16 protein-coding genes are annotated in these 18,601 nt (G+C 67.6%); 10 read left to right on the top strand and 6 right to left on the bottom strand.

All coding sequences use genetic code 11. The features are described from left to right. Nucleotides 1–2 precede the first annotated feature (2 nt). Together rfbA and NR112_RS09625 are read right to left on the bottom strand one after the other, a co-directional pair. Entirely contained in the window at nucleotides 3–884 is an 882-nt protein-coding gene (gene rfbA, locus NR112_RS09630) for a glucose-1-phosphate thymidylyltransferase RfbA (RefSeq protein ID WP_256793831.1), read from the bottom strand. Between the two features lie 46 nt (nucleotides 885–930). Beyond that, nucleotides 931–1,860, bottom strand: a complete 930-nt coding sequence (locus tag NR112_RS09625; RefSeq protein ID WP_256793829.1) for a hypothetical protein — start codon at nucleotides 1,858–1,860, stop codon at nucleotides 931–933. Nucleotides 1,861–2,011: 151 nt separating this feature from the next. Between NR112_RS09625 and NR112_RS09620 the strand changes: the two genes are divergently transcribed. Continuing rightward, a complete protein-coding gene (locus NR112_RS09620; RefSeq protein ID WP_256793827.1) occupies nucleotides 2,012–3,646 on the top strand; it encodes a polysaccharide biosynthesis tyrosine autokinase in 1,635 nt (544 codons plus the stop codon). 80 nt (nucleotides 3,647–3,726) lie between these two features. Here the strand turns inward: NR112_RS09620 and NR112_RS09615 are convergent, their stop codons facing one another. Together NR112_RS09615 and NR112_RS09610 are read right to left on the bottom strand one after the other, a co-directional pair. Beyond that, the gene (locus NR112_RS09615) at nucleotides 3,727–4,335 is read right to left on the bottom strand and encodes a low molecular weight phosphatase family protein (RefSeq protein WP_306216944.1); all 609 of its coding nucleotides are present in this window, start codon (nucleotides 4,333–4,335) and stop codon (nucleotides 3,727–3,729) included. A gap of 136 nt (nucleotides 4,336–4,471) precedes the next feature. After that, nucleotides 4,472–5,815 carry a UDP-glucose/GDP-mannose dehydrogenase family protein gene (locus NR112_RS09610; protein WP_256793825.1) on the bottom strand — a complete coding sequence of 448 codons (1,344 nt, stop codon included), beginning with the start codon at nucleotides 5,813–5,815 and terminating at the stop codon, nucleotides 4,472–4,474. A gap of 74 nt (nucleotides 5,816–5,889) precedes the next feature. On the opposite strand from NR112_RS09610, the gene rfbB reads away from it, so the two are divergent. From rfbB to NR112_RS09565, 9 genes are all read left to right on the top strand, one after another. Next, nucleotides 5,890–6,903: a dTDP-glucose 4,6-dehydratase gene (rfbB, locus tag NR112_RS09605; protein WP_256793823.1), complete on the top strand. Its 1,014-nt coding sequence runs from the start codon at nucleotides 5,890–5,892 to the stop codon at nucleotides 6,901–6,903. Then, a complete protein-coding gene (gene rfbD, locus NR112_RS09600) occupies nucleotides 6,900–7,754 on the top strand; it encodes a dTDP-4-dehydrorhamnose reductase (protein ID WP_256793821.1) in 855 nt (284 codons plus the stop codon). Before rfbB ends, rfbD begins: the two co-directional genes overlap by 4 nt. A 65-nt stretch (nucleotides 7,755–7,819) precedes the next feature. Next, nucleotides 7,820–8,407, top strand: a complete 588-nt coding sequence (locus NR112_RS09595; protein WP_256793818.1) for an acyltransferase — start codon at nucleotides 7,820–7,822, stop codon at nucleotides 8,405–8,407. A gap of 28 nt (nucleotides 8,408–8,435) precedes the next feature. Continuing rightward, nucleotides 8,436–9,737, top strand: coding sequence for a nucleotide sugar dehydrogenase (locus tag NR112_RS09590; RefSeq protein ID WP_256793816.1), 1,302 nt, complete (start codon nucleotides 8,436–8,438; stop codon nucleotides 9,735–9,737). Between the two features lie 11 nt (nucleotides 9,738–9,748). Continuing rightward, nucleotides 9,749–10,834 carry a DegT/DnrJ/EryC1/StrS aminotransferase family protein gene (locus NR112_RS09585; RefSeq protein ID WP_256793815.1) on the top strand — a complete coding sequence of 362 codons (1,086 nt, stop codon included), beginning with the start codon at nucleotides 9,749–9,751 and terminating at the stop codon, nucleotides 10,832–10,834. Further along, nucleotides 10,834–11,838: a Gfo/Idh/MocA family protein gene (locus tag NR112_RS09580; RefSeq protein ID WP_256793814.1), complete on the top strand. Its 1,005-nt coding sequence runs from the start codon at nucleotides 10,834–10,836 to the stop codon at nucleotides 11,836–11,838. The genes NR112_RS09585 and NR112_RS09580 overlap by 1 nt, the downstream gene beginning before the upstream one ends. Nucleotides 11,839–11,844: 6 nt before the next feature. Beyond that, on the top strand, nucleotides 11,845–13,032 hold the full coding sequence (locus tag NR112_RS09575) for a glycosyltransferase family 4 protein (protein WP_306216942.1): 1,188 nt from the start codon (nucleotides 11,845–11,847) through the stop codon (nucleotides 13,030–13,032). After that, a complete protein-coding gene (locus NR112_RS09570; RefSeq protein ID WP_256793812.1) occupies nucleotides 13,017–14,345 on the top strand; it encodes an O-antigen ligase family protein in 1,329 nt (442 codons plus the stop codon). The genes NR112_RS09575 and NR112_RS09570 overlap by 16 nt, the downstream gene beginning before the upstream one ends. 347 nt (nucleotides 14,346–14,692) lie before the next feature. After that, the gene (locus NR112_RS09565) at nucleotides 14,693–16,456 is read left to right on the top strand and encodes a glycosyltransferase family 4 protein (protein WP_256793811.1); all 1,764 of its coding nucleotides are present in this window, start codon (nucleotides 14,693–14,695) and stop codon (nucleotides 16,454–16,456) included. Nucleotides 16,457–16,505: 49 nt separating this feature from the next. Here NR112_RS09565 and NR112_RS09560 read toward each other — a convergent pair whose 3' ends face one another. After that, nucleotides 16,506–17,918, bottom strand: a complete 1,413-nt coding sequence (locus tag NR112_RS09560; RefSeq protein ID WP_256793810.1) for a lipopolysaccharide biosynthesis protein — start codon at nucleotides 17,916–17,918, stop codon at nucleotides 16,506–16,508. After that, entirely contained in the window at nucleotides 17,915–18,598 is a 684-nt protein-coding gene (locus NR112_RS09555; protein ID WP_256793809.1) for a sugar transferase, read from the bottom strand. Before NR112_RS09555 ends, NR112_RS09560 begins: the two co-directional genes overlap by 4 nt. Nucleotides 18,599–18,601: the final 3 nt, after the last annotated feature.

Below are 18,601 nucleotides of genomic sequence, written 5' to 3'. Positions count from 1 at the left end.
CTTCACGGGGTGGTGTCCTTGCCCTCGGCCAGCAGGGCGTGCAGGTAGAGACCGTAGCCGCTCTTGGCCTGGTCGTCGGCGTGCCGCCGCATGCCGTCGTCGTCGAGCCAGCCGTTGCGCCAGGCGACCTCCTCGACACAGCCGATCTTCTGCCCCTGCCGCGCCTCGACGACGTGGACGTACTGGCTCGCCTCGATGAGGCCCTCGAACGTGCCGGTGTCGAACCATGCCGTCCCGCGCGGCAGGACGCTGACCGAGAGTGCCCCGCGACGGAGGTACTCGTCGTTGACGGCAGTGATCTCGAGCTCGCCGCGCGCGCTGGGGGTGAGGTCCCGGGCGATGGCCACGACGTCGTTGTCGTAGAAGTAGAGGCCGGGCACGGCATAGCTCGACTTCGGGCGTTCGGGCTTCTCCTCGATGGAGATGACGTGGCCGTCGGGGTCGAACTCGACGACGCCGTATGCCGTGGGGTCGGCGACGCGGTACGCGAAGACGTGGCCACCCTCGACGTCCCGGTGGTCGGCGAGCCGGGTGCCGAGCCCGGGCCCGAAGAAGATGTTGTCGCCGAGGACGAGGGCCACCCGGTCGTCGCCGATGAAGTCGGCACCCAGCACGAAGGCCTGGGCGAGACCCTCGGGACGCGGCTGGACGGCATACGTGATCGCCATCCCCCACTGCGAGCCGTCGCCGAGGAGACGCTGGAACTGCTCGGCGTCCCCCGGGGTCGTGATGACGAGGACCTCGCGGATGCCGGCCATCATGAGCGTCGACAGCGGGTAGTAGACCATCGGCTTGTCGTAGACGGGCATGAGCTGCTTGCTGATGCCGCGCGTGATCGGGTGCAGCCGGCTGCCCGTGCCGCCCGCGAGGATGATCCCCTTCATGGTCGGCCAGCGTATGCCGTGTGCGACGTCGCCGTGCACGACTCCGTCACGCGACGGCGCGCCACGTCTCGAGGTTCGTGTCGGATCGCCACGTCGCGTCGGCGACGGCCAACCAGCCGCCCTGGTCGACGACGCTGATGGAGACCTTGCCGTCGGCCCCGTCGAGCGAGGTCTTGACGCAGGCGACCTTCGAGGCGGCCGAGCCGGAGACCTTGGCGACCTCGACGCCGGCGCAGTCGTCGGTGGCCCGCGCGACGTAGATCTGGGCCGCACCTGCGCCGTCGCGGGCACCGACGGCGAGGGCGCCCTTCACGGTGGCCAGGGCGGTCCACTTCCCGCCCCCGTCGGTCGAGCGGACGAGACGGCCGTCCGCGCAGACGACGACGGCGCGGGTGGCGCTGACCCGGGCGAGGTCGACGACCGTGGTGGGGCCGCACGGTCGGGCGTCAGGACGTGTCGGTGTGATGACCCGGGTCGGGTCCCCGCCGGGACGGCGCGACCAGCCCCCCTCGACGTCGCGCGGCCCGCTCCACGACGCAGCGTCGTCGTCGGTGGCGTACTCTCCCACGGCGCACCCGGCACCCTTGGCGCCGATGACGAAGCCGCGGTCGGCGTCGACGGGCTGCACGCGCCCCATGGCCTGGACGGGTGGGGTACGGGTGGTCCACGTGCGTCCGCCGTCGGTGGTGACCGAGAGGGTCGCGCCGCCGTCGCGGCACGTGCCGAGCGTCCCGCGCCAGGCGCGTCTGTCGTCGACGGCCGCGATGACCTGACGCACCGGGGTCACGCCGACGACCGTCGCGGGCGAGGTCGTGGGCGTCGCCGCAGCGGTGGACGGCGTGGACACGGGCGTCTGGGGCTCCGCGGACGCCCCCGCATGGTCGGGCCGGAAGGCGAGCACGACGAGGAGCAGGTCCACGACGACGAGGGCCAGCAGGCCCACGAGCGCCAGCCGACCCACCGATCTGTCCGACATCCACCGAATCACGAGCGTCACTCTACGGACCCGCTGGACTCGATCCGCGCATTCGGGACGTCTCGCACTAGGATGCGCGGGAAGTGAAGTGTCGGATTGTCCGGCGAGGAGCCGTGTCACCGGGCGCGGCCGATGAGAAATGATGGCGATAGTGGAGCTGCAGGACTACCTCAACGTGATCCGGAAGCGGTGGATGATCATCGCCGCCGTCGCTCTCGTGACCCTCGGTCTGGCGGCTGCCTACACCGCGCTGACACCACGCACGTATGCCGCGACGACGCAGTTCTTCGTGTCCACGTCCGGCGACGACACGACATCCTCCCTCGCGCAGGGCAACACGTTCACGCAGGCCCGGGTCAAGTCCTACTCGCAGCTGCTCGAGTCGCCGAAGGTGCTCGACCCGGTCATCAAGAGGGTCGGCATCGACACGTCTGCCGACCGGCTTGCCGCACAGGTGACGTCGACGATTCCGCTCGACACCGTCATCATCGACGTCACCGTGACGAGCGGGTCCCCGGCCGGCGCCCAGCGCATCGCGGCGGCCATCGGCGACGTCTTCCCGCAGATCATCCAGGAGATCGAGCGCAAGCAGGGACAGGAGAGCCCGGTCAAGGTCACGGTCGTCAAGGAGGCGGCGGTCGACCCGACGCCGGTCAGCCCGAAGCCGGCCCGCAACCTGGCGCTCGGTCTCATCCTCGGCCTGCTGCTCGGCTTCGGCGTCGCGCTGCTGCGCGACGTGCTCGACAAGTCGGTCAAGTCCCAGCGGGACCTCGAGGCGGTCACCGACCGCACGATCCTCGGTGGCATCGCCTACGACAGCGACGCCTCTGCCCACCCGCTCATCGTCCAGGTCGACCCGCGTTCGCAGCGGGCCGAGGCGTTCCGCTCGCTGCGCACCAACCTCCAGTTCATCGACGTCGCCAACCCGCCCAAGTCGATCGTCGTCACGTCCTCGCTGCCCGGCGAGGGCAAGTCGACGACGACGGCCAACCTCGCCCTCAGCCTCGCCGAGACCGGTCTCAAGGTCGTCGTCATCGAGGGTGACCTGCGCCGACCGCGCCTGCTCGACTACCTCGGCTTCGAGGGGTCGGTCGGCCTGACCGACGTCCTCGTCGGACGCGTCGCGGTCGACGACGTCCTGCAGCCGTTCGGCCGCACCGGGCTGCGGCTGCTCGGGGCGGGCCCCATCCCGCCCAACCCGAGCGAGCTGCTCGGCTCGTCCAACATGGAACAGCTCGTCGAGGACCTCGCCGAGCGCTTCGACTACGTCCTCATCGACGCACCACCGTTGCTGCCCGTCACCGACGCGGCCGTGCTCAGCACGATCGTCGACGGAGCCATCGTCGTCGTCGGCGCCGGTGTCGCCCAGCGCGAGCACGTGCGCCGTGCGCTCGACTCGCTCGAGGCCGTCAACGGCTCGGTGCTCGGCCTCATCCTCAACCGGGTCAAGGCCAAGGAGGGCGGCGCCGGATACGGCACCTACGAGTACGACTACCGGCCGGAGAGCGAGCGCCAGCGCGCCAAGGGACGCTCCATCCGCCGCCAGCGCCGACCGGTGGCCTCCGAGGACGACCTCGGCCCCGTCACCCCGCGCCCGTCCACGACGGGCGCCCGCGGCGTCGCTGAGCCGGGTGCACCCGTGCCCGGCATCGCACCCACGGCCGCGGTGCCCGCAGGCCCTGCGGCTCCTGCCACTGCGCCGGCGCCGGCGCCGGCGGGGACGTCCCGTGCTCCGCACGCCGAGCACCAGCCCGGCTACCCCGCGGGCGACTCGATCTACCGGTGAGCCAAGCGGTCACCGTCACCGGCTGACATGCGCAGAGAAGGACCCCGTGACCATCCGGTCACGGGGTCCTTCTCTGCGTCTCAGCCCAGGGACTGTGCCCTGGAGGAGGCGGCGACCGTGCCGAGCGCGGCCACGACGACGGCGAGGAATTCCTCGATGCGGTCGAAGGCCTCCGTGTGCGTCTTCGCGGAGCGTCCGTAGGGGTCGACCACGTCGACGTCTCCCGCCTCGTGCGGCGCGACGGTGCCGCGGGCGGCGGAGGCCTCGGCGACGACCTGCGGCAGCCACGGGTGGGTCGGGACGATCGGCCGCCACAGCTGGGACGAGCGGCACAGGTCGGCGAAGTCGCCGAGGGCGAAGATCCGGCGCATCGCCGCAGGGTGGAGGCGCGCCACGTCGCCCCGGTGGGCGCGAGTCAAGGTCAGGACCAGCTCCGACCCGTCGAGGATCTGCGGGGTGACAGACCGCGCCGCGAAGTCAGTGACGTCCGCGCCGAGGCGTCGCAGCTGCTCGCTGGTCTGGGGCTCGATGTCTGAGCCGACGACGGCGCCGGTACCGGCGCTCGTGATCGGCACGGCGGCACTCGGGAGCAGCTGACGCAGGCGCCGCTCGGCATAGGGCGACCGACAGATGTTGCCGGTGCAGACGAAAAGGATGCCGCGGTCGCGAGGGGTATCCCCGGGCATCATGCCCTCATGTTTCTCTCGGCGTGGTCGGGTGAGACTCGATCCTAGATGTCGCTCCTGTGACGCACGTGGCCAAACGGCCGCATTGGCGGGTTTGTCTCAGGAACCTGACAGCCGGTGCCGAGGCTACGCCGCGACCTCACCAGATCGAGCTGGATCGTCGCCCCATGCCCCGGTAGTCCCAGCCCGCGTCCGTCCACGCGTGCGGGTCGAGCACGTTGCGCCCGTCGATGATCCGCGGGGTCGCCACGAGCGTCTTGGCGTGGGCCGGGTCTAGATGCACGTAGTCCTGCCACGCCGTGAGGAGCATGACGAGATCGGCGCCGCTCAGCGCCTCCTGCACCGAGTCCACGATGTGGAGGTCCGGCCGGGCCAGGCGCACGGCTTCCGTGCCCGCGGGGTCCGTGGCGACGACGTTGGCGCCGCGCCCCCACAGGCGGCCGGCGATGTCGAGCGCCGGTGAGTCCCGCACGTCGTCACTGTCAGGCTTGAAGGTGAGGCCGAGGACGGCGACCTTGACGCCGACGAGACGGCCGCCGGCCATCTCGGACGCCAGGTCGACCGCGTGGTCGCGCCGGCGCATGTTGATCGAGTCGACCTCGCGCAGGAAGGTCAGCGACTGGTCGACGCCGAGCTCGCCGGCGCGGGCCATGAAGGCGCGGATGTCCTTGGGCAGGCAGCCACCGCCGAATCCGATGCCCGCCTGGAGGAACTTCGAGCCGATGCGGTCGTCGTGGCCGATGGCCTCGGCGAGACGCGAGACGTCCGCTCCGGACGCGTCGCACAGCTCGGCCATCGAGTTGATGAAGGAGATCTTCGTGGCGAGGAAGGAGTTGGCGGCGACCTTGACGAGCTCGGCCGTCGGGTAGTTGACGAGCAGCCGCGGGATGCCGGCCGCGATGATCGGGGCGTAGACCTCGTCGACGACGGCGCGGCCGATCTCGCCGCGGTCGCGGTCGTCGGGCAGGCCGTAGACCACGCGGTCGGGGCGCTGGGTGTCCTGGACGGCATACCCCTCGCGGAGGAACTCCGGGTTCCAGACGACGACGGCGTCCACGCCCGCCTCCGCGAGGCGGTCGGCGACGCCCTGGGCCGTGCCGACGGGGACGGTCGACTTGCCGACCACGACGATGGGGCCGTCGGACGACGGAGTCGCGTTGGCGATGATGTCCTCGACGGCGCTCCACACGTAGCTCATGTCGGCGGCGTAGCTGCCGCCGCGCTGGGGGGTGCCGACCGCGATGAAGTGGACCCGGGCACCGGCCAGGGCCGTCTTGTCGGTCGTGAAGCGCAGCGAGCCGTCCGCGACGCCCTGGCGCAGCAGCGGCTCCAGGCCGGGCTCGTGGAACGACGGCACGCCGGCCGCGAGCTTGGCCACCTTCGCCTCGTCGATGTCGACGCCAACGACGTCGTGGCCGAAGTCGGCCATGCACGCCGCGTGCACCGCTCCGAGATATCCGCATCCGATGACCGAGATCTTCACGCCGGGCAGCATATCGAGCCCGCGAGAACGGCTGGTGGCCGTGAAGTCGCCCGCGCTTGGTTACCCTCGGCCTCATGCGGGTGCTCGTGACCGGCGGAGCCGGCTTCATCGGATCGAACTTCGTCCTGCGCGCCCGCGAGGTGCGGCCCGACTGGGGCCTGACCGTCATCGACTCGATGACGTATGCCGCCAACCGCCGCTCGCTCGCGCCGGTCCTCGCGGACCTCGGCGGTGACGGCTCGGTCGAGCTCGTCGAGGGCTCCGTCGCCGACGCGCCGCTCGTCGACCGGCTCGTCGCCGACCACGACGTCGTCGTCCACTTCGCCGCCGAGTCGCACAACGACAACAGCCTCGACTCACCGTGGCCCTTCGTCGAGTCCAACGTCGTCGGCACCTTCACCCTGCTCGAGGCGATCCGGCGGCACGAGAAGCGTCTGCACCACATCTCGACCGACGAGGTCTACGGCGACCTCAAGCTCGACGACCACGAGCGCTTCACGGAGTCGACGCCGGTCAACCCCTCCTCCCCCTACTCGGCCACCAAGGCCGGGGCCGACCTGCTCGTACGGGCCTGGATCCGGTCGTTCGGCATCAGGGCCACCGTCTCCAACTGCTCGAACAACTACGGCCCGCGCCAGCACGTCGAGAAGTTCATCCCGCGCCAGGTCACGAACGTCCTCGACGGCATCCGCCCCAAGGTCTACGGCTCGGGGCTCAACGTGCGCGACTGGATCCACGTCGACGACCACAACGACGCCGTCATCGCGATCCTCGAGCAGGGCCGCCTCGGCGAGACCTACCTCATCGGCGCCGACGGCGAGCGCGACAACCTCGAGATCGTCGGGATGATCCTCGAGCTGCTCGGCAAGCCGGACGACTGGTTCGAGCACGTCGACGACCGACCCGGCCACGACCTCCGCTACGCCATCGACGCGACGAAGCTGCGGCGCGAGACGGACTGGAGGCCGCGCTACGGCGACGTGCGCGCCGGCCTCGAGGCGACGATCGAGTGGTACGCCGCCCACCGCGACTGGTGGGAGGCCGCCAAGGTCGAGTCCGAGCGCACCTACGCGAGACTCGGGCGATGAGCGTCGCGGCCGGCGCCGGCCGGGCGCTCGTCACGGGCGCGGGCGGCATGCTCGGACACGACGTGGTCCCCGCCCTGCGTCGGGCGGGTTGGGTCGTCACGGCCATGGACCGAGCGGACCTCGACGTCACCGACCCGTCCCAGTGCGTGGCCGCGATCGACGGGCACGACCTCGTCGTCAACACCGCCGCCTACACGGCCGTCGACGCCGCCGAGACGGACGAGCCGAGCGCGTTCGCGGTGAACGCTGTCGGAGCCGCCAACGTGGCCCGGGCGTCCTCGCGAGCCGGTGCGCGCCTCGTCCACCTCTCGACGGACTACGTCTTCGATGGGACGGCCACCGAGCCGTATGCGGTGGACCACCCGCTTGCACCGCGCTCGGCCTACGGCCGCACCAAGGCCGCCGGCGAGTGGGCTGTCCGGGCCCTCTGTCCCGAGTCGTGGGTGGTGCGGACCGCGTGGCTCTACGGAGCCGCCGGCCCGAACTTCGTGTCGACGATCCTGCAGCTCGCCGGCGAGCGGGAGACCGTGTCGGTCGTCGACGACCAGGTGGGCCAGCCGACGTGGACCGTCGACCTCGCCGACCTCGTCGTGCGTCTCATCGCCGCCGACGCCCCATATGGCATCCACCACGGCACGTCGAGCGGGCAGACCACGTGGTTCGGGCTGGCGCGGGCCGTCTTCGAGCTGAGCGGGCTCGACCCCGCGCGAGTGCTCCCGACGACGACCGACGCCTTCCCGCGGCCGGCGCCCCGGCCGGCGTGGAGCGTCCTGTCGCACGACAGCCTAGAGCGTGCTGAAGTCGCCCCCCTCGCCGACTGGCGGGCTGGACTGGCGACCTTCAGCGCGTAATGTCGGGTTCGTCGTGACGTGCCCGTAGACTCACGGTGCCACTTCCGACGTAGACGAGGTTCTTGATGTTCGTGCACGACAGCGCCGACGTCGCTGCCGACGCAACGGTGGGTGACGGCTCGAAGATCTGGCACCTCGCCCAGGTACGCGAGGCCGCGCAGATCGGCGCCAACTGCATCATCGGCCGCGGCGCCTACGTCGGCGCCGGCGTCACCATGGGCGACGGCTGCAAGGTCCAGAACTACGCCCTGGTCTACGAGCCTGCGATGATCGAGGACGGCGTCTTCATCGGTCCCGCGGTGGTCTTCACCAACGACCACTTTCCGCGGGCCGTTGACCCTGACGGCGCGGTGAAGACCGGGTCGGACTGGGAAGCAGTCGGCGTGACGGTCCGTCGCGGTGCCTCCATCGGAGCCCGTGCAGTCTGCGTGGCGCCAGTGACGATCGGCAGCTGGGCGATGGTGGCCGCCGGAGCGGTCGTCACCAAAGACGTGCCTGACTTCGCGCTCGTCGCCGGGGTGCCTGCACGCCGGATTCGATGGGTGGGACGAGCGGGCGTCCCTCTCGAGCCGGACGCTGACCTGTGGCGTTGTCCGAAGACCGGGGAGACGTACGTCGAATCCGACGGCGTCCTCACCGCCACCAGCCGTTGACCACGAAGCAGATCAGAGGAACCTCCACGTGAAGATCACGACCGTCGGACTCGGCAAGATCGGCCTGCCCTTGGCAGTGCAGTTCGCCTCGATGGGCCACGACGTCCTCGGCGCCGATGTCAATGCATCGACCGTAGAGCTCGTCAAAGCGGGTTCAGAGCCCTTTCCGGGCGAGGCACACCTGCAGCAGAAGCTCAAGGAGGTCGTGGCGGGCGGACGGCTGGTCGCCACCACCGACACCACTGCGGCGGTGCGCCAGAGCGACGCCGTCGTGGTCGTGGTGCCCCTCTTCGTGGATGTCGAGGGCGTCCCGGACTTCGGCTGGATGGACTCAGCCACGCGCGACATCGCGAAGGGACTCCGTCCTGGCACCCTCGTCGCCTTCGAGACGACACTCCCCGTAGGCACCACACGTGACCGGTGGAAGCCGATGCTCGAGCAAGGCTCTGGGCTCACGGAGGGGGTTGACTTCCACCTCGTCTTCTCCCCCGAGCGCGTTCTCACGGGGCGCGTCTTCGCCGACCTCCGCAAGTACCCCAAGCTGGTCGGAGCCCTCTCCCCCGAGGGGGCGAAGGCGGCCATCGCCTTCTATGAGTCCGTGCTGGAGTTCGACGAGCGACCTGACCTCGAGCGCGGCAACGGGGTCTGGGACCTCGGCTCCGCCGAGGCCGCCGAGATGGCCAAGCTGGCCGAGACGACCTACCGGGACGTCAACATCGGCCTGGCCAACCAGTTCGCGGTCTACGCACAGAAGGCCGGTATCGACGTCTACCAGGTGATCGAAGCCTCCAACTCCCAGCCGTACAGCCACCTCCACCGCCCCGGCATCGCCGTCGGCGGACACTGCATCCCGGTCTATCCACGTCTCTACCTGTGGAACGACGGGGACGCCAGCGTGGTGCGTGCGGCCCGTGAGGCGAACGCCGCGATGCCCGCCTACGCCGTGGGCCTGGCACGAGGTGCTTTCGGGGATCTCACCGGAGCCCGGGCGCTGGTCCTCGGAGCGAGCTACCGGGGCGGGGTGAAGGAGACGGCTTTCTCAGGAGTCTTCGGGACGGTCGAGTCCTTGCGTGCAGAGGGTGCCGTCGTCACGGTGCACGACCCGATGTACAGCGACGCCGAGCTCATCGCACTCGGTTTCACACCACACACGCTGGGCACACCCGTCGACGTCGCCATCCTGCAGACGGACCACACGGAATACCAGTCCCTGACTGCCGACGACGTGCCCGACGTCCGGGTCATTGTCGACGGTCGCAACATGCTGTCCCCGGATTCCTTCCCGGACGCCGACCTACTCACCATCGGCAAAGGCCTGACCACCACATGACAGGGAACACCATGGAGTTCATCCCGCCCGCCAAGCCGATCATCGGCGACGATGAGCGCGGCGCCGTTGACCGCGTGCTGCGCTCGGGCATGATCGCTCAAGGCCCTGAGGTCGCCGCCTTCGAACAGGAGTTCGCGGATCACTTCCGGCTTGGTCGTCCCTGCGTGGCGGTGAACTCCGGCACCTCGGGCCAGCACTTGGGGCTGCTGTCATGCGGCGTCGGCCCCGGCGACGAGGTCATCGTCCCGTCCTTCACGTTCGCGGCGACGGCGAACTCCGTCGCGCTGACCGGCGCGACGCCCGTCTTCGCCGACATCGACGCCGATGACTTCTGCCTCTCGCCTGCCGCCGTCGAAGCCGCCATCACGGAGCGAACCGTGGGCGTCATGCCCGTGCACCTCTACGGCCATCCGGCGAAGATGGACCGACTGCTGGAGATTGCCCGGCGCCACGGCATCCAGGTCTTCGAGGACGCCGCTCAGGCGCATGGTGCCTCACTGCATGGCACCCCCGTCGGGGCCTTCGGCTCGTTCGCCATGTTCTCCCTGTATCCCACGAAGAACATGACGTCTGGTGAGGGCGGAATGGTGTCCGTGGCCAACCCCGAGATTGAGCGCCTCATGCGTCTCTACCGCAACCAGGGCATGGAGAGGCAGTACCACAACGAGGTCGTGGGCTTGAACAACCGCATGACCGACATCCACGCGGCCATCGGCCGTGTCCAACTGACGAAGGTCGACGCCTGGAACGAGGCACGCCGAAGCAATGCTGCCTTCTTGACCGAGAACCTCGAAGGCGTGATCACCCCGACCGTGGCCGACGGCGCAGTGCACGTCTTCCATCAGTACACCGTGCGGGTGCCTGAGGTCCGGGACGGCCTGTCCCGAGCCCTGCGAGAGGAGCACAACGTGGGGTCGGGCATGTTCTATCCGGTGCCGAACCATCGCCTCGCCCCCTTCAGCGTCGACGTGGACCTGCCGGAGACCGAGAAGGCGGCCGAGCAGTGCCTGTCGCTCCCCGTCCATCCGTCGCTCACCCCCCGTGATCTGGAACGCATCGTGACCGGCGTGAACGCCCTTGCGAAGGCGGGTGTCTGATGTCAATCCTCCGAGCTGGACTCATCGGTCTCGGGATGATGGGTCGTCATCACGCTCGGGTCCTGTCCTCGCTCGACGGCGTGGAGCTTGTCGCAGTCGCAGACCCCGGTGGCGATCCCCATGGCGTGTCGGGTGACCGACCGGTCCTCAGGGGAGTTGAAGACATCATCCGCGCGGGGGTGGACTACTGCGTCGTCGCCGTTCCCACCGCGTATCACGAGGAGATCGGCCTCGCCCTTGCCGATGCCGGCGTGCATGCCCTCATCGAGAAGCCCTTGGCTCCGGATGTGGCTTCCGCGCAGCGCCTCGCGGATGCGTTCGAACGTGCTGGTCTCGTGGGCGCTGTCGGCCACATCGAGCGCTACAACCCCGCACTGCAGAGCGCGAGGGCCCGCATCGAGGCCGGCGAGCTCGGCCGGGTCTACCAGGTGGCGACCCGCAGGCAAGGACCGTTTCCCGCGCGGATCGCGGACGTCGGCGTGGTCAAGGACCTGGCTACCCATGACGTCGACCTCACCGCGTGGGTGACGCAGCAGGAGTTCGTCCGCATCAGCGCCAACGTCGCATATCGCAGTGGGCGTGAGCACGAGGACCTCGTTGCGGCGACCGGCATGCTTCGGGACGGGACGGTGACGAACCACCTCGTCAACTGGCTGTCGCCCCTCAAGGAACGGGTGACCACCATCACGGGCGAGCGCGGGGCCTTCGTGGCGGACACACTCACAGCAGACCTCACGTTCTACGCCAACGGCTCTGTGAAGGTCGTCCGCGAAGAGATCGCGCAGTTCCGAGGTGTGTCTGAAGGCGACATGATCCGGTATGCGATCGCCAAGCCCGAGCCACTCCGAGTCGAGCACGAGCAGTTTCGCGACGCGATTAACGGCGTGGAGGCGGACATCGTCACCATGCGGCAGGGCCTCGAGACAGTGAAGGTTGCCGAAGCGTGTATTGAGTCAGCGCGCAGTGGCTCGATAGTGTCGCTGGTGTCCTTGTCGAGCCTCTGAAGAGCAATGAGATCAAGGATGAGACCGCGACGGGCTCTAGTGACGACCACGATCGCGTTGTCGGCGGACAAATTCCATCGAGAGCTAGTTAGACAACTCCAGTCGGACGGCTATGACGTCTGTGTCGTATCGTCCCCAGGACAAGGACTCGAGAACCTGCGTCGAGACCTAGGAGTTCGGACACGGGAACTGCGCATGACGCGCGAGATCTCCCTGTGGGCAGACGTCTGTGCGCTTGCGAAGTGGATGCGGCTCTGCCTGGCAGAGAGACCACAGCTCATCGTGGCTGCCACACCCAAGGCCAGCCTGCTGAGCATGATGGCCGGTAGGGCCACGGGTGTACCTCGCCGGCTCTACTCCGCGGTGGGCCTGAGGCTGGAAGGAGCCCGCGGAAACCGTCGGCGCCTGCTGGCGGCCGTCGAACGTGCCACGACGAGCGCCGCAACCGAGGTTGTGGCCAACTCCCCGTCCCTAGCGGCGCGCTACCGCGAGCTGCGTCTCGCGCCCGAACACAAACTCAGGCAGACATTGCCTGCGAGCAGCCACGGGGTCGACTGCTCGCACTTCCAACCCGGCCCTCCCGACCCAGACCTCGCGCAAGGCCTGGGGCTAGATCTGACGAGGCCTATCGTGGGCTTCGTTGGTCGGTTGACCCACGACAAGGGGATCCAGACTCTTTTAGACGCCATGGCGGAGCTGGCCGACGCTGGCTCCCAGGTTCAGCTCCTGGTAGTTGGACCGCAGGACGAGGCAGACTCCGATGACTATCTAGAGAAGTTGGCGACAATCGGGGGCTGCGTAGTAGCGGTCGGGGCAGTGGAAGATATCCGCCCATACTTCTCGCTCATGGACGTGCACGTTTTGCCGACGTTACGGGAAGGTTTTCCCAATGTCGTCCTAGAGGCGAGCGCTATGGAGATTCCCACGGTCACCACTGACGCAACGGGCTCGGTGGACAGCGTCCTGTCCGGACGCACGGGTCTGCTCGTGCGTCGTCAAGAGCCTGACGCCCTGGCGAAGGCCTTGCGCACCCTCATTGATGACCCGGAGACTGCAGAGCAGTACGGTCGTGAGGCCCGGCAATGGGTTGCGGAGGCGTTCCGACCTGACGCGGTGGTCCGATCACTGCTGACGTGCCCGGCCCCACGGTCCCGTCCGGAGGAAGGGCTGGGGACACCATGCGCATCTTCCTGACCCGCCTCACGGCGGCCAGCTTGGCGTTCTACCTTTTGTTCGGGCAGCGGCTGACCGTTGCCGCGTCGACGGGCGGCCGCGGAGCAGTGAGCCTGCCCGAGATGATGTTCTTGGGGCTATCGGCGCTCCTCTGGTTCACGCTCAAGATCCGAGTCGACGGCCCCCAGGCCAAGGGACTCTTCCTTTCCACGGTCGGGCCGCTGTTCACCCTCTTGGTGTTGCTGCCTTTCATCGGAGTGCTCGTCGGGGATTACGAGTTGCGAGCCCTCTACGGCTTCGTTGTCGTTCTGGTCCCCGTCTCCATCCTGGTGCTCGGGACGGCGGCATCGCGATGGCAGGTCGACCTTCGGGGACCTGTCTTCATCGCCGTGGTGGGGCAGGGCGTCTATGGACTAGGACAGCTGCTCGCGCGCGTCGGAGTTATGCCTGCAGGGCTGTGGAGCTCCGCCCTCAACTGGGACGCCGAGACCCAGGCGGCGTACAGCGAGTCCTACGTGATCTCGTCGCGGAGCACAGGCTTGTTCGTGAACCCGAACGAGTTCGGGTTGTGGAGTGTTCTGGCGGTCATCTTTGGTGCGCTTTACCTGCAGGGACGACGAAGGGCGATCGCGATAGGGCTTGGCACCATCGGCGTCTTTGCCTCCCAATCCAGAACGGCATGGCTGGCTTTCGCCCTCCTTCTCCTCACGATGATGGTGGCGAACCTCCTTCGGCCGCGAACCGCCAAGTTGAGCCTCGTCGCGATGGCGCTGGCTGCTGTCACTGCGGGCCTTGTGGCCCTTTTCGGGGGCTTTTCCAGGCTTGTCGAGGCTGGAGCCGTGAACCGCTTCAACTCAGGGCTGGGCGTTCTCACAGGAGCGGGCGCGAGTGAAGACGCCAACCTATCTGGGCGCTACGTCGGATGGGAACGGGCCAACGATTTCGTCAAGGACTATGTGTTCGGAACGCTTGGGCCGCCGCAGCTCAAGTTTGGCGGCTCGATCGACAACCAGTTCGTCAGCTACTACCTCCAGGGGGGTCTGCTGTTGGTGTGTGCCTACGTACTCGCGTTGGCATCACCGTTCATCGTCCTGCCGCGAGCGATTCACCAAGCATGGAAGCTAATGCTCGTCGCGGCCGCTCTCGCAATCTTCTCCTACACCGCCAGTCCCATGGACAGCCCCGCAGCCAGCTCACTCGCCTGGGTCTGCGTCATACTCACCGTCCAGTCCTCGCTGTTTCGCGGTTCGACACTCGCCAAGAACGACGGCGCCGAGTCGGCAGATCCAGAAACCGAGCCACCACCCGGCGTCAGGATCGGAAGGCAATTGTGAAGATGCATCCCAAGTACGTGCTGATCGGACAAGGCGGTTGGGTTCGAAAACTCTCAGCCGGTTTGCAGGATGTAGGTTTCAGGGTCGAGGGTGTGCCATTGGACTCCGCGCGAGAGGCCCTCAGCCCGACCACATGGGCGCGAGTGCAGGCGGCGGACGTCCTAGTGCGAGTGGGCTTCCGGCCTGGGGCACGGACGTGGCGAGGACTTGCCTTCGACTGGGCACTCAGACTCTTCGGTCGGGGAGCGACAACCGCCTGCTACTGGATCGGCAGCGACGTCCTGCATCTCACCTCAGACCTCGCGCGGGGATCTCAGGTGGCCGCTTGGCGGACCCCCGCACTGGGAGTGGACCACCACCTCTCAGGCTCGGAGCCCCTCCGGTCAGAACTCGCCCGGGCCGGGATCTCTGCACCGGTCGTCGGATTTCCCTGGCGGACGGTGCAAGCGCCAGACGTGCTCCCACCATTCCCGCCACAGTTCACAGTTCTGACGTACGTTCCGGACTCGAGATCGGACTTTTACGGTGGTGCCATCATCGTGGCTGCGGCTCGACAACTTCCCGAGGTCCGCTTCGAGGTCATGGGCGGCACAGGAAGTTGGGTGGAGGAACCTCCGCCCAACCTTCACTTCTTGGGATGGGTCGAAGACCCGGCTACCGCCTATGCACAAGCGACATGCGTGTTGCGGCTCGTTCAGCACGACTCCATTGGAGGCACGGCGGTCGAGGGGCTGCTCTTCGGGCGTCCAGTTCTCTATTCGCAGGCGCTAAAGCACACGCTCAACGTCGAATTAGACAGGGACGCCGTCTGTCGAGCGTTGGCCAAGGTGGCGCGGGAGTGGGCCGCCGGGCGACTCAAGCCCGACGAAGGCGCTGCCCGATGGGCACGCACGACCTTCGATCCAACCACGCGGTTCCAGAATCTCGCCCGTCACCTGTCCATGTTGTCAGACGAGCCGCCTGCCCCGCGCCTGACCTACCTGACGCTTCAGGCGACGAACGAGGGACAAGCCGCACATGCCCACGTGCATGAGATCGTCCGCGGCCTGGCCGCCGGTGGGTGGTCGGTTCGAGTTGTCAAGCCGGTCTATGGGCCAAAGCCGCCCTCCGTCATCACTCGCTTGGCACAGTTCGCACAGATCCAAAGGCGGGCGCTGGCAGGGCTCAGCCGCAGCGATGCCTTTTATGTGCGCTCGCACTTCGCCGCCTTCCCAGCCGCCATCGTCGCGAGACTGATCCGAACTCCAGTTGTCCAAGAAGTCAACGGACCACACGACGACGCGCTGGTCGCCTGGCCGGGGCTGCGCAGGATCCGATCTTGGGTCGAGAGGGCAGATCGAGTGCAGATGCGATCTGCCGATGCCGTCATCACCGTCACACCGCAGCTAGTGCAGTGGCTCAGGGCCGACGCCGGTATCGACGGGGGCCATCTGGTCTCCAACGGTGCTGACGTCGAGCTCTTCCGACCTGGCGCCGCGCCACCCACTGGCCTGCCCGACCGCTACGTCGTCTTCTTTGGAGCCCTCGCGCCCTGGCAGGGCATCGAGATCGCTTTGGAGGCGGCAAGCTCGGCCCCTTGGCCTTCCGACGTCGCGTTGGTGATTGCCGGCGACGGGCAGATGCGCGAAGAGGTCGAGCATAGAGCTGACGGCCTTCACGTCGTCTACCTCGGTCGACGTCCCTACGCCGAGATTCCCGGGCTCGTCGCAGGGTCCTTGGCCTCCCTCCTCCCAATGGCGGCCTCGGCGCAGGACCGTGGACAGAAGAGCACACGCGACCACACCTCAAGCGGTCTCGCGCCGCTGAAAATGTTCGAGTCCATGGCGTGCGGAGTCCCGGTCATCGCATCTGACCTGCCCGGCATGGCCGAAACGATCCGAGATGCAGACTGTGGACTACTCGTGCCTCCAGGGGACGTACCCGCTCTGGCTGAGGCTGTCCGGTCCATCGCAGCCGACCCCCAGAGAGCCGCTCGACTGGGAGCCCGCGGCCGTCAGAGCGCTGTCAAGGAGCATTCGTGGCGCAGCCGAGCTGACGACACCGCCGAAGTACTGAGGTCCGTCGTCGCTCGTTACGACAAGTTGCAAACCCCGTCTGAAAGGCCCCTTTAGACGGTATGGGGTGACCGCCCGGAATGGCTGAGGGGTCAGTCAATACGGGCTAGGCCGAGACCGGCACGCCACGAAGGCGCACTATCGTCCCCCATTGGTGCCGGAAAATCCATATGACGACCGGGCCCAGAACGGCCCAGCCGACGGCGTACCAATACCCGCTTGCTGGTCCCAAGACGACCGTCGCCAAGGCGCCCGCGACTGCGAAGCCTGTTACCGCGTATAGCCGCTTTCGTGGAAAATGACGCCACGTGTGTACCGACGCTTCCGTACGCGCTACGAAAAAGGCGAAGTATGCAAGAGTATTTGCCACAACGGCGCCCTTCGCACCGAGCGCCGGTGTCAGCGCGAGATTGAGACCCACGCTGACGATGAGGGCGAAAAGGGTGCACCACACCGACCACACTGTGCGCCTCGTGATGTTGATACCGATACCCGTCGCTTCCGACAGGGTGTAGAGCAGTGGCTGGAGGATGCTTCCGATCACCAGATACTTGACGCCGTCGTACGTGGGCGGCAGCACGACGTCCGTGAGCCAGGAAAGTGACCCGACGAGGACGAGGACGGCCGTGACAACAGCGAGAACCTGGTGCGTCACGACATCTACCCGTTCGAGATCGGCCCCCTGAGCCACCCACCGATACACGATCGGCGCCCAGACCACCGAGAAGATCGTCTGCACGACGATGGCTGCACCGGCAAAGGTGAGCGCGACGGAGTACACCCCTAGTTCGCTGAGGCTGGACAGGTAGCGCAACGCCATCGCACTCGTGGCCGTCAACGCCCAGTACGCAAGCCCAGCGAAGATGAGGGGGGCGCTGTAACGGATCAAGGACCGGACAAGGTCGCGGTCGGTCCGAACTCGAACTGCCTTCTGCCAGTGCGTTCTCGTGCTCCAGCCGGTGACCGCGGCGACTGTCACCCAGGAGGCCAGAAATGCATACGAGAGGGTAAGGAAGTCGCGCCGAACGACGAATATCAGGAGCAGTCCAATGGCGACGAGGAAGACGGCCTTGGGGATTAGCTGGCTCGCCGAGAACGCGAGAGCCCGCTCCTCCATGCGCAGGATGAGTGACAGAAATCTGGAGATTATTGCCGCTGCGGCACAGGCGATAGCGATAGGAAAGACTCTGGCGTCTGAACTGCCGAGCAGGAGGTCGGCGAGGGGGCCACTTGCAATTGCCGCCGGCACTGCCAAGGCGGCAAAGAGCAACGCACTGGGAAGAACGCAGCTTCGCAGAAGCACCGCCCTGTCGTGGGCCTCGTGGAAATGGCGTACGTATCCTTGGTCCAATCCGAGCGTCACCAAGAGAACCGCGAACGAGACGAAGATCTGCAGCAGGTTGTATCGTGCTACGTCTTCGGGGCTGAATGCCCAAGCTACGATCGGTACCGCGACCAGACTGATCAGTGCCGTTGTGACCGGGCCCACGGCAAAGCCGAGCGCAGTCCGCGTTCTCATCCGTCTTCCTCGGGTCGAGCGGTGGTGAGCGCACCGGACGGGATGGACATCGGGGTTACATGGTCAACGTTGCTGTCGGTCAGTTTGCGCGTCAGCAGCGGCATCGTGTCGTGGTCCGGCGCACTGATCCCCTGGCGCCGCCCCACCGACATGACGGTTCTCCAGAGGATGCTGACGTCGAGGGCAAACGACGCCCGATCGACGTATTCGACATCGAGCCGCAGACGGTCGTCCCACGAGATTGCGTTTCGCCCAGACACCTGGGCCAGCCCGGTGACACCGGGCCGGACGTCGTGGCGCCGGGCTTCCGTCGGCGTATACAGCGGTAGGTACGCCACCAACAACGGCCGTGGCCCGACGAGCGACATGTCGCCGCGGACGACGTTCCAGAGCGTCGGTAGCTCATCGAGACTGGTCGACCGGAGCCAACGCCCGCAGTCGGTCATCCGGGCACCGTCGTCGACCAGCCCGAGTGCCTCGTTCACGGGAACCATGGTGCGGAACTTATAGAGCGTGAATGGCTCACCCCCCAGTCCCGGCCGCTGCTGGCTGAAGAGGACTGGCCTCCCAAGTCGGCGTGCGACGACGGCCGCGACAACCAACTGGGCCGGCAGCGTGACAAGCAGCAGCGGCACGGCGACCACAAGGTCGAAACCGCGTTTGGCACGACGCCAGCGCACGGT

Origin of the sequence: Terrabacter sp. Ter38 (assembly GCF_024519435.1) — a bacterium.
Taxonomy (GTDB): Bacteria; Actinomycetota; Actinomycetes; order Actinomycetales; family Dermatophilaceae; genus Terrabacter.
This window is presented reverse-complemented; position numbering and strand designations above follow the sequence as displayed.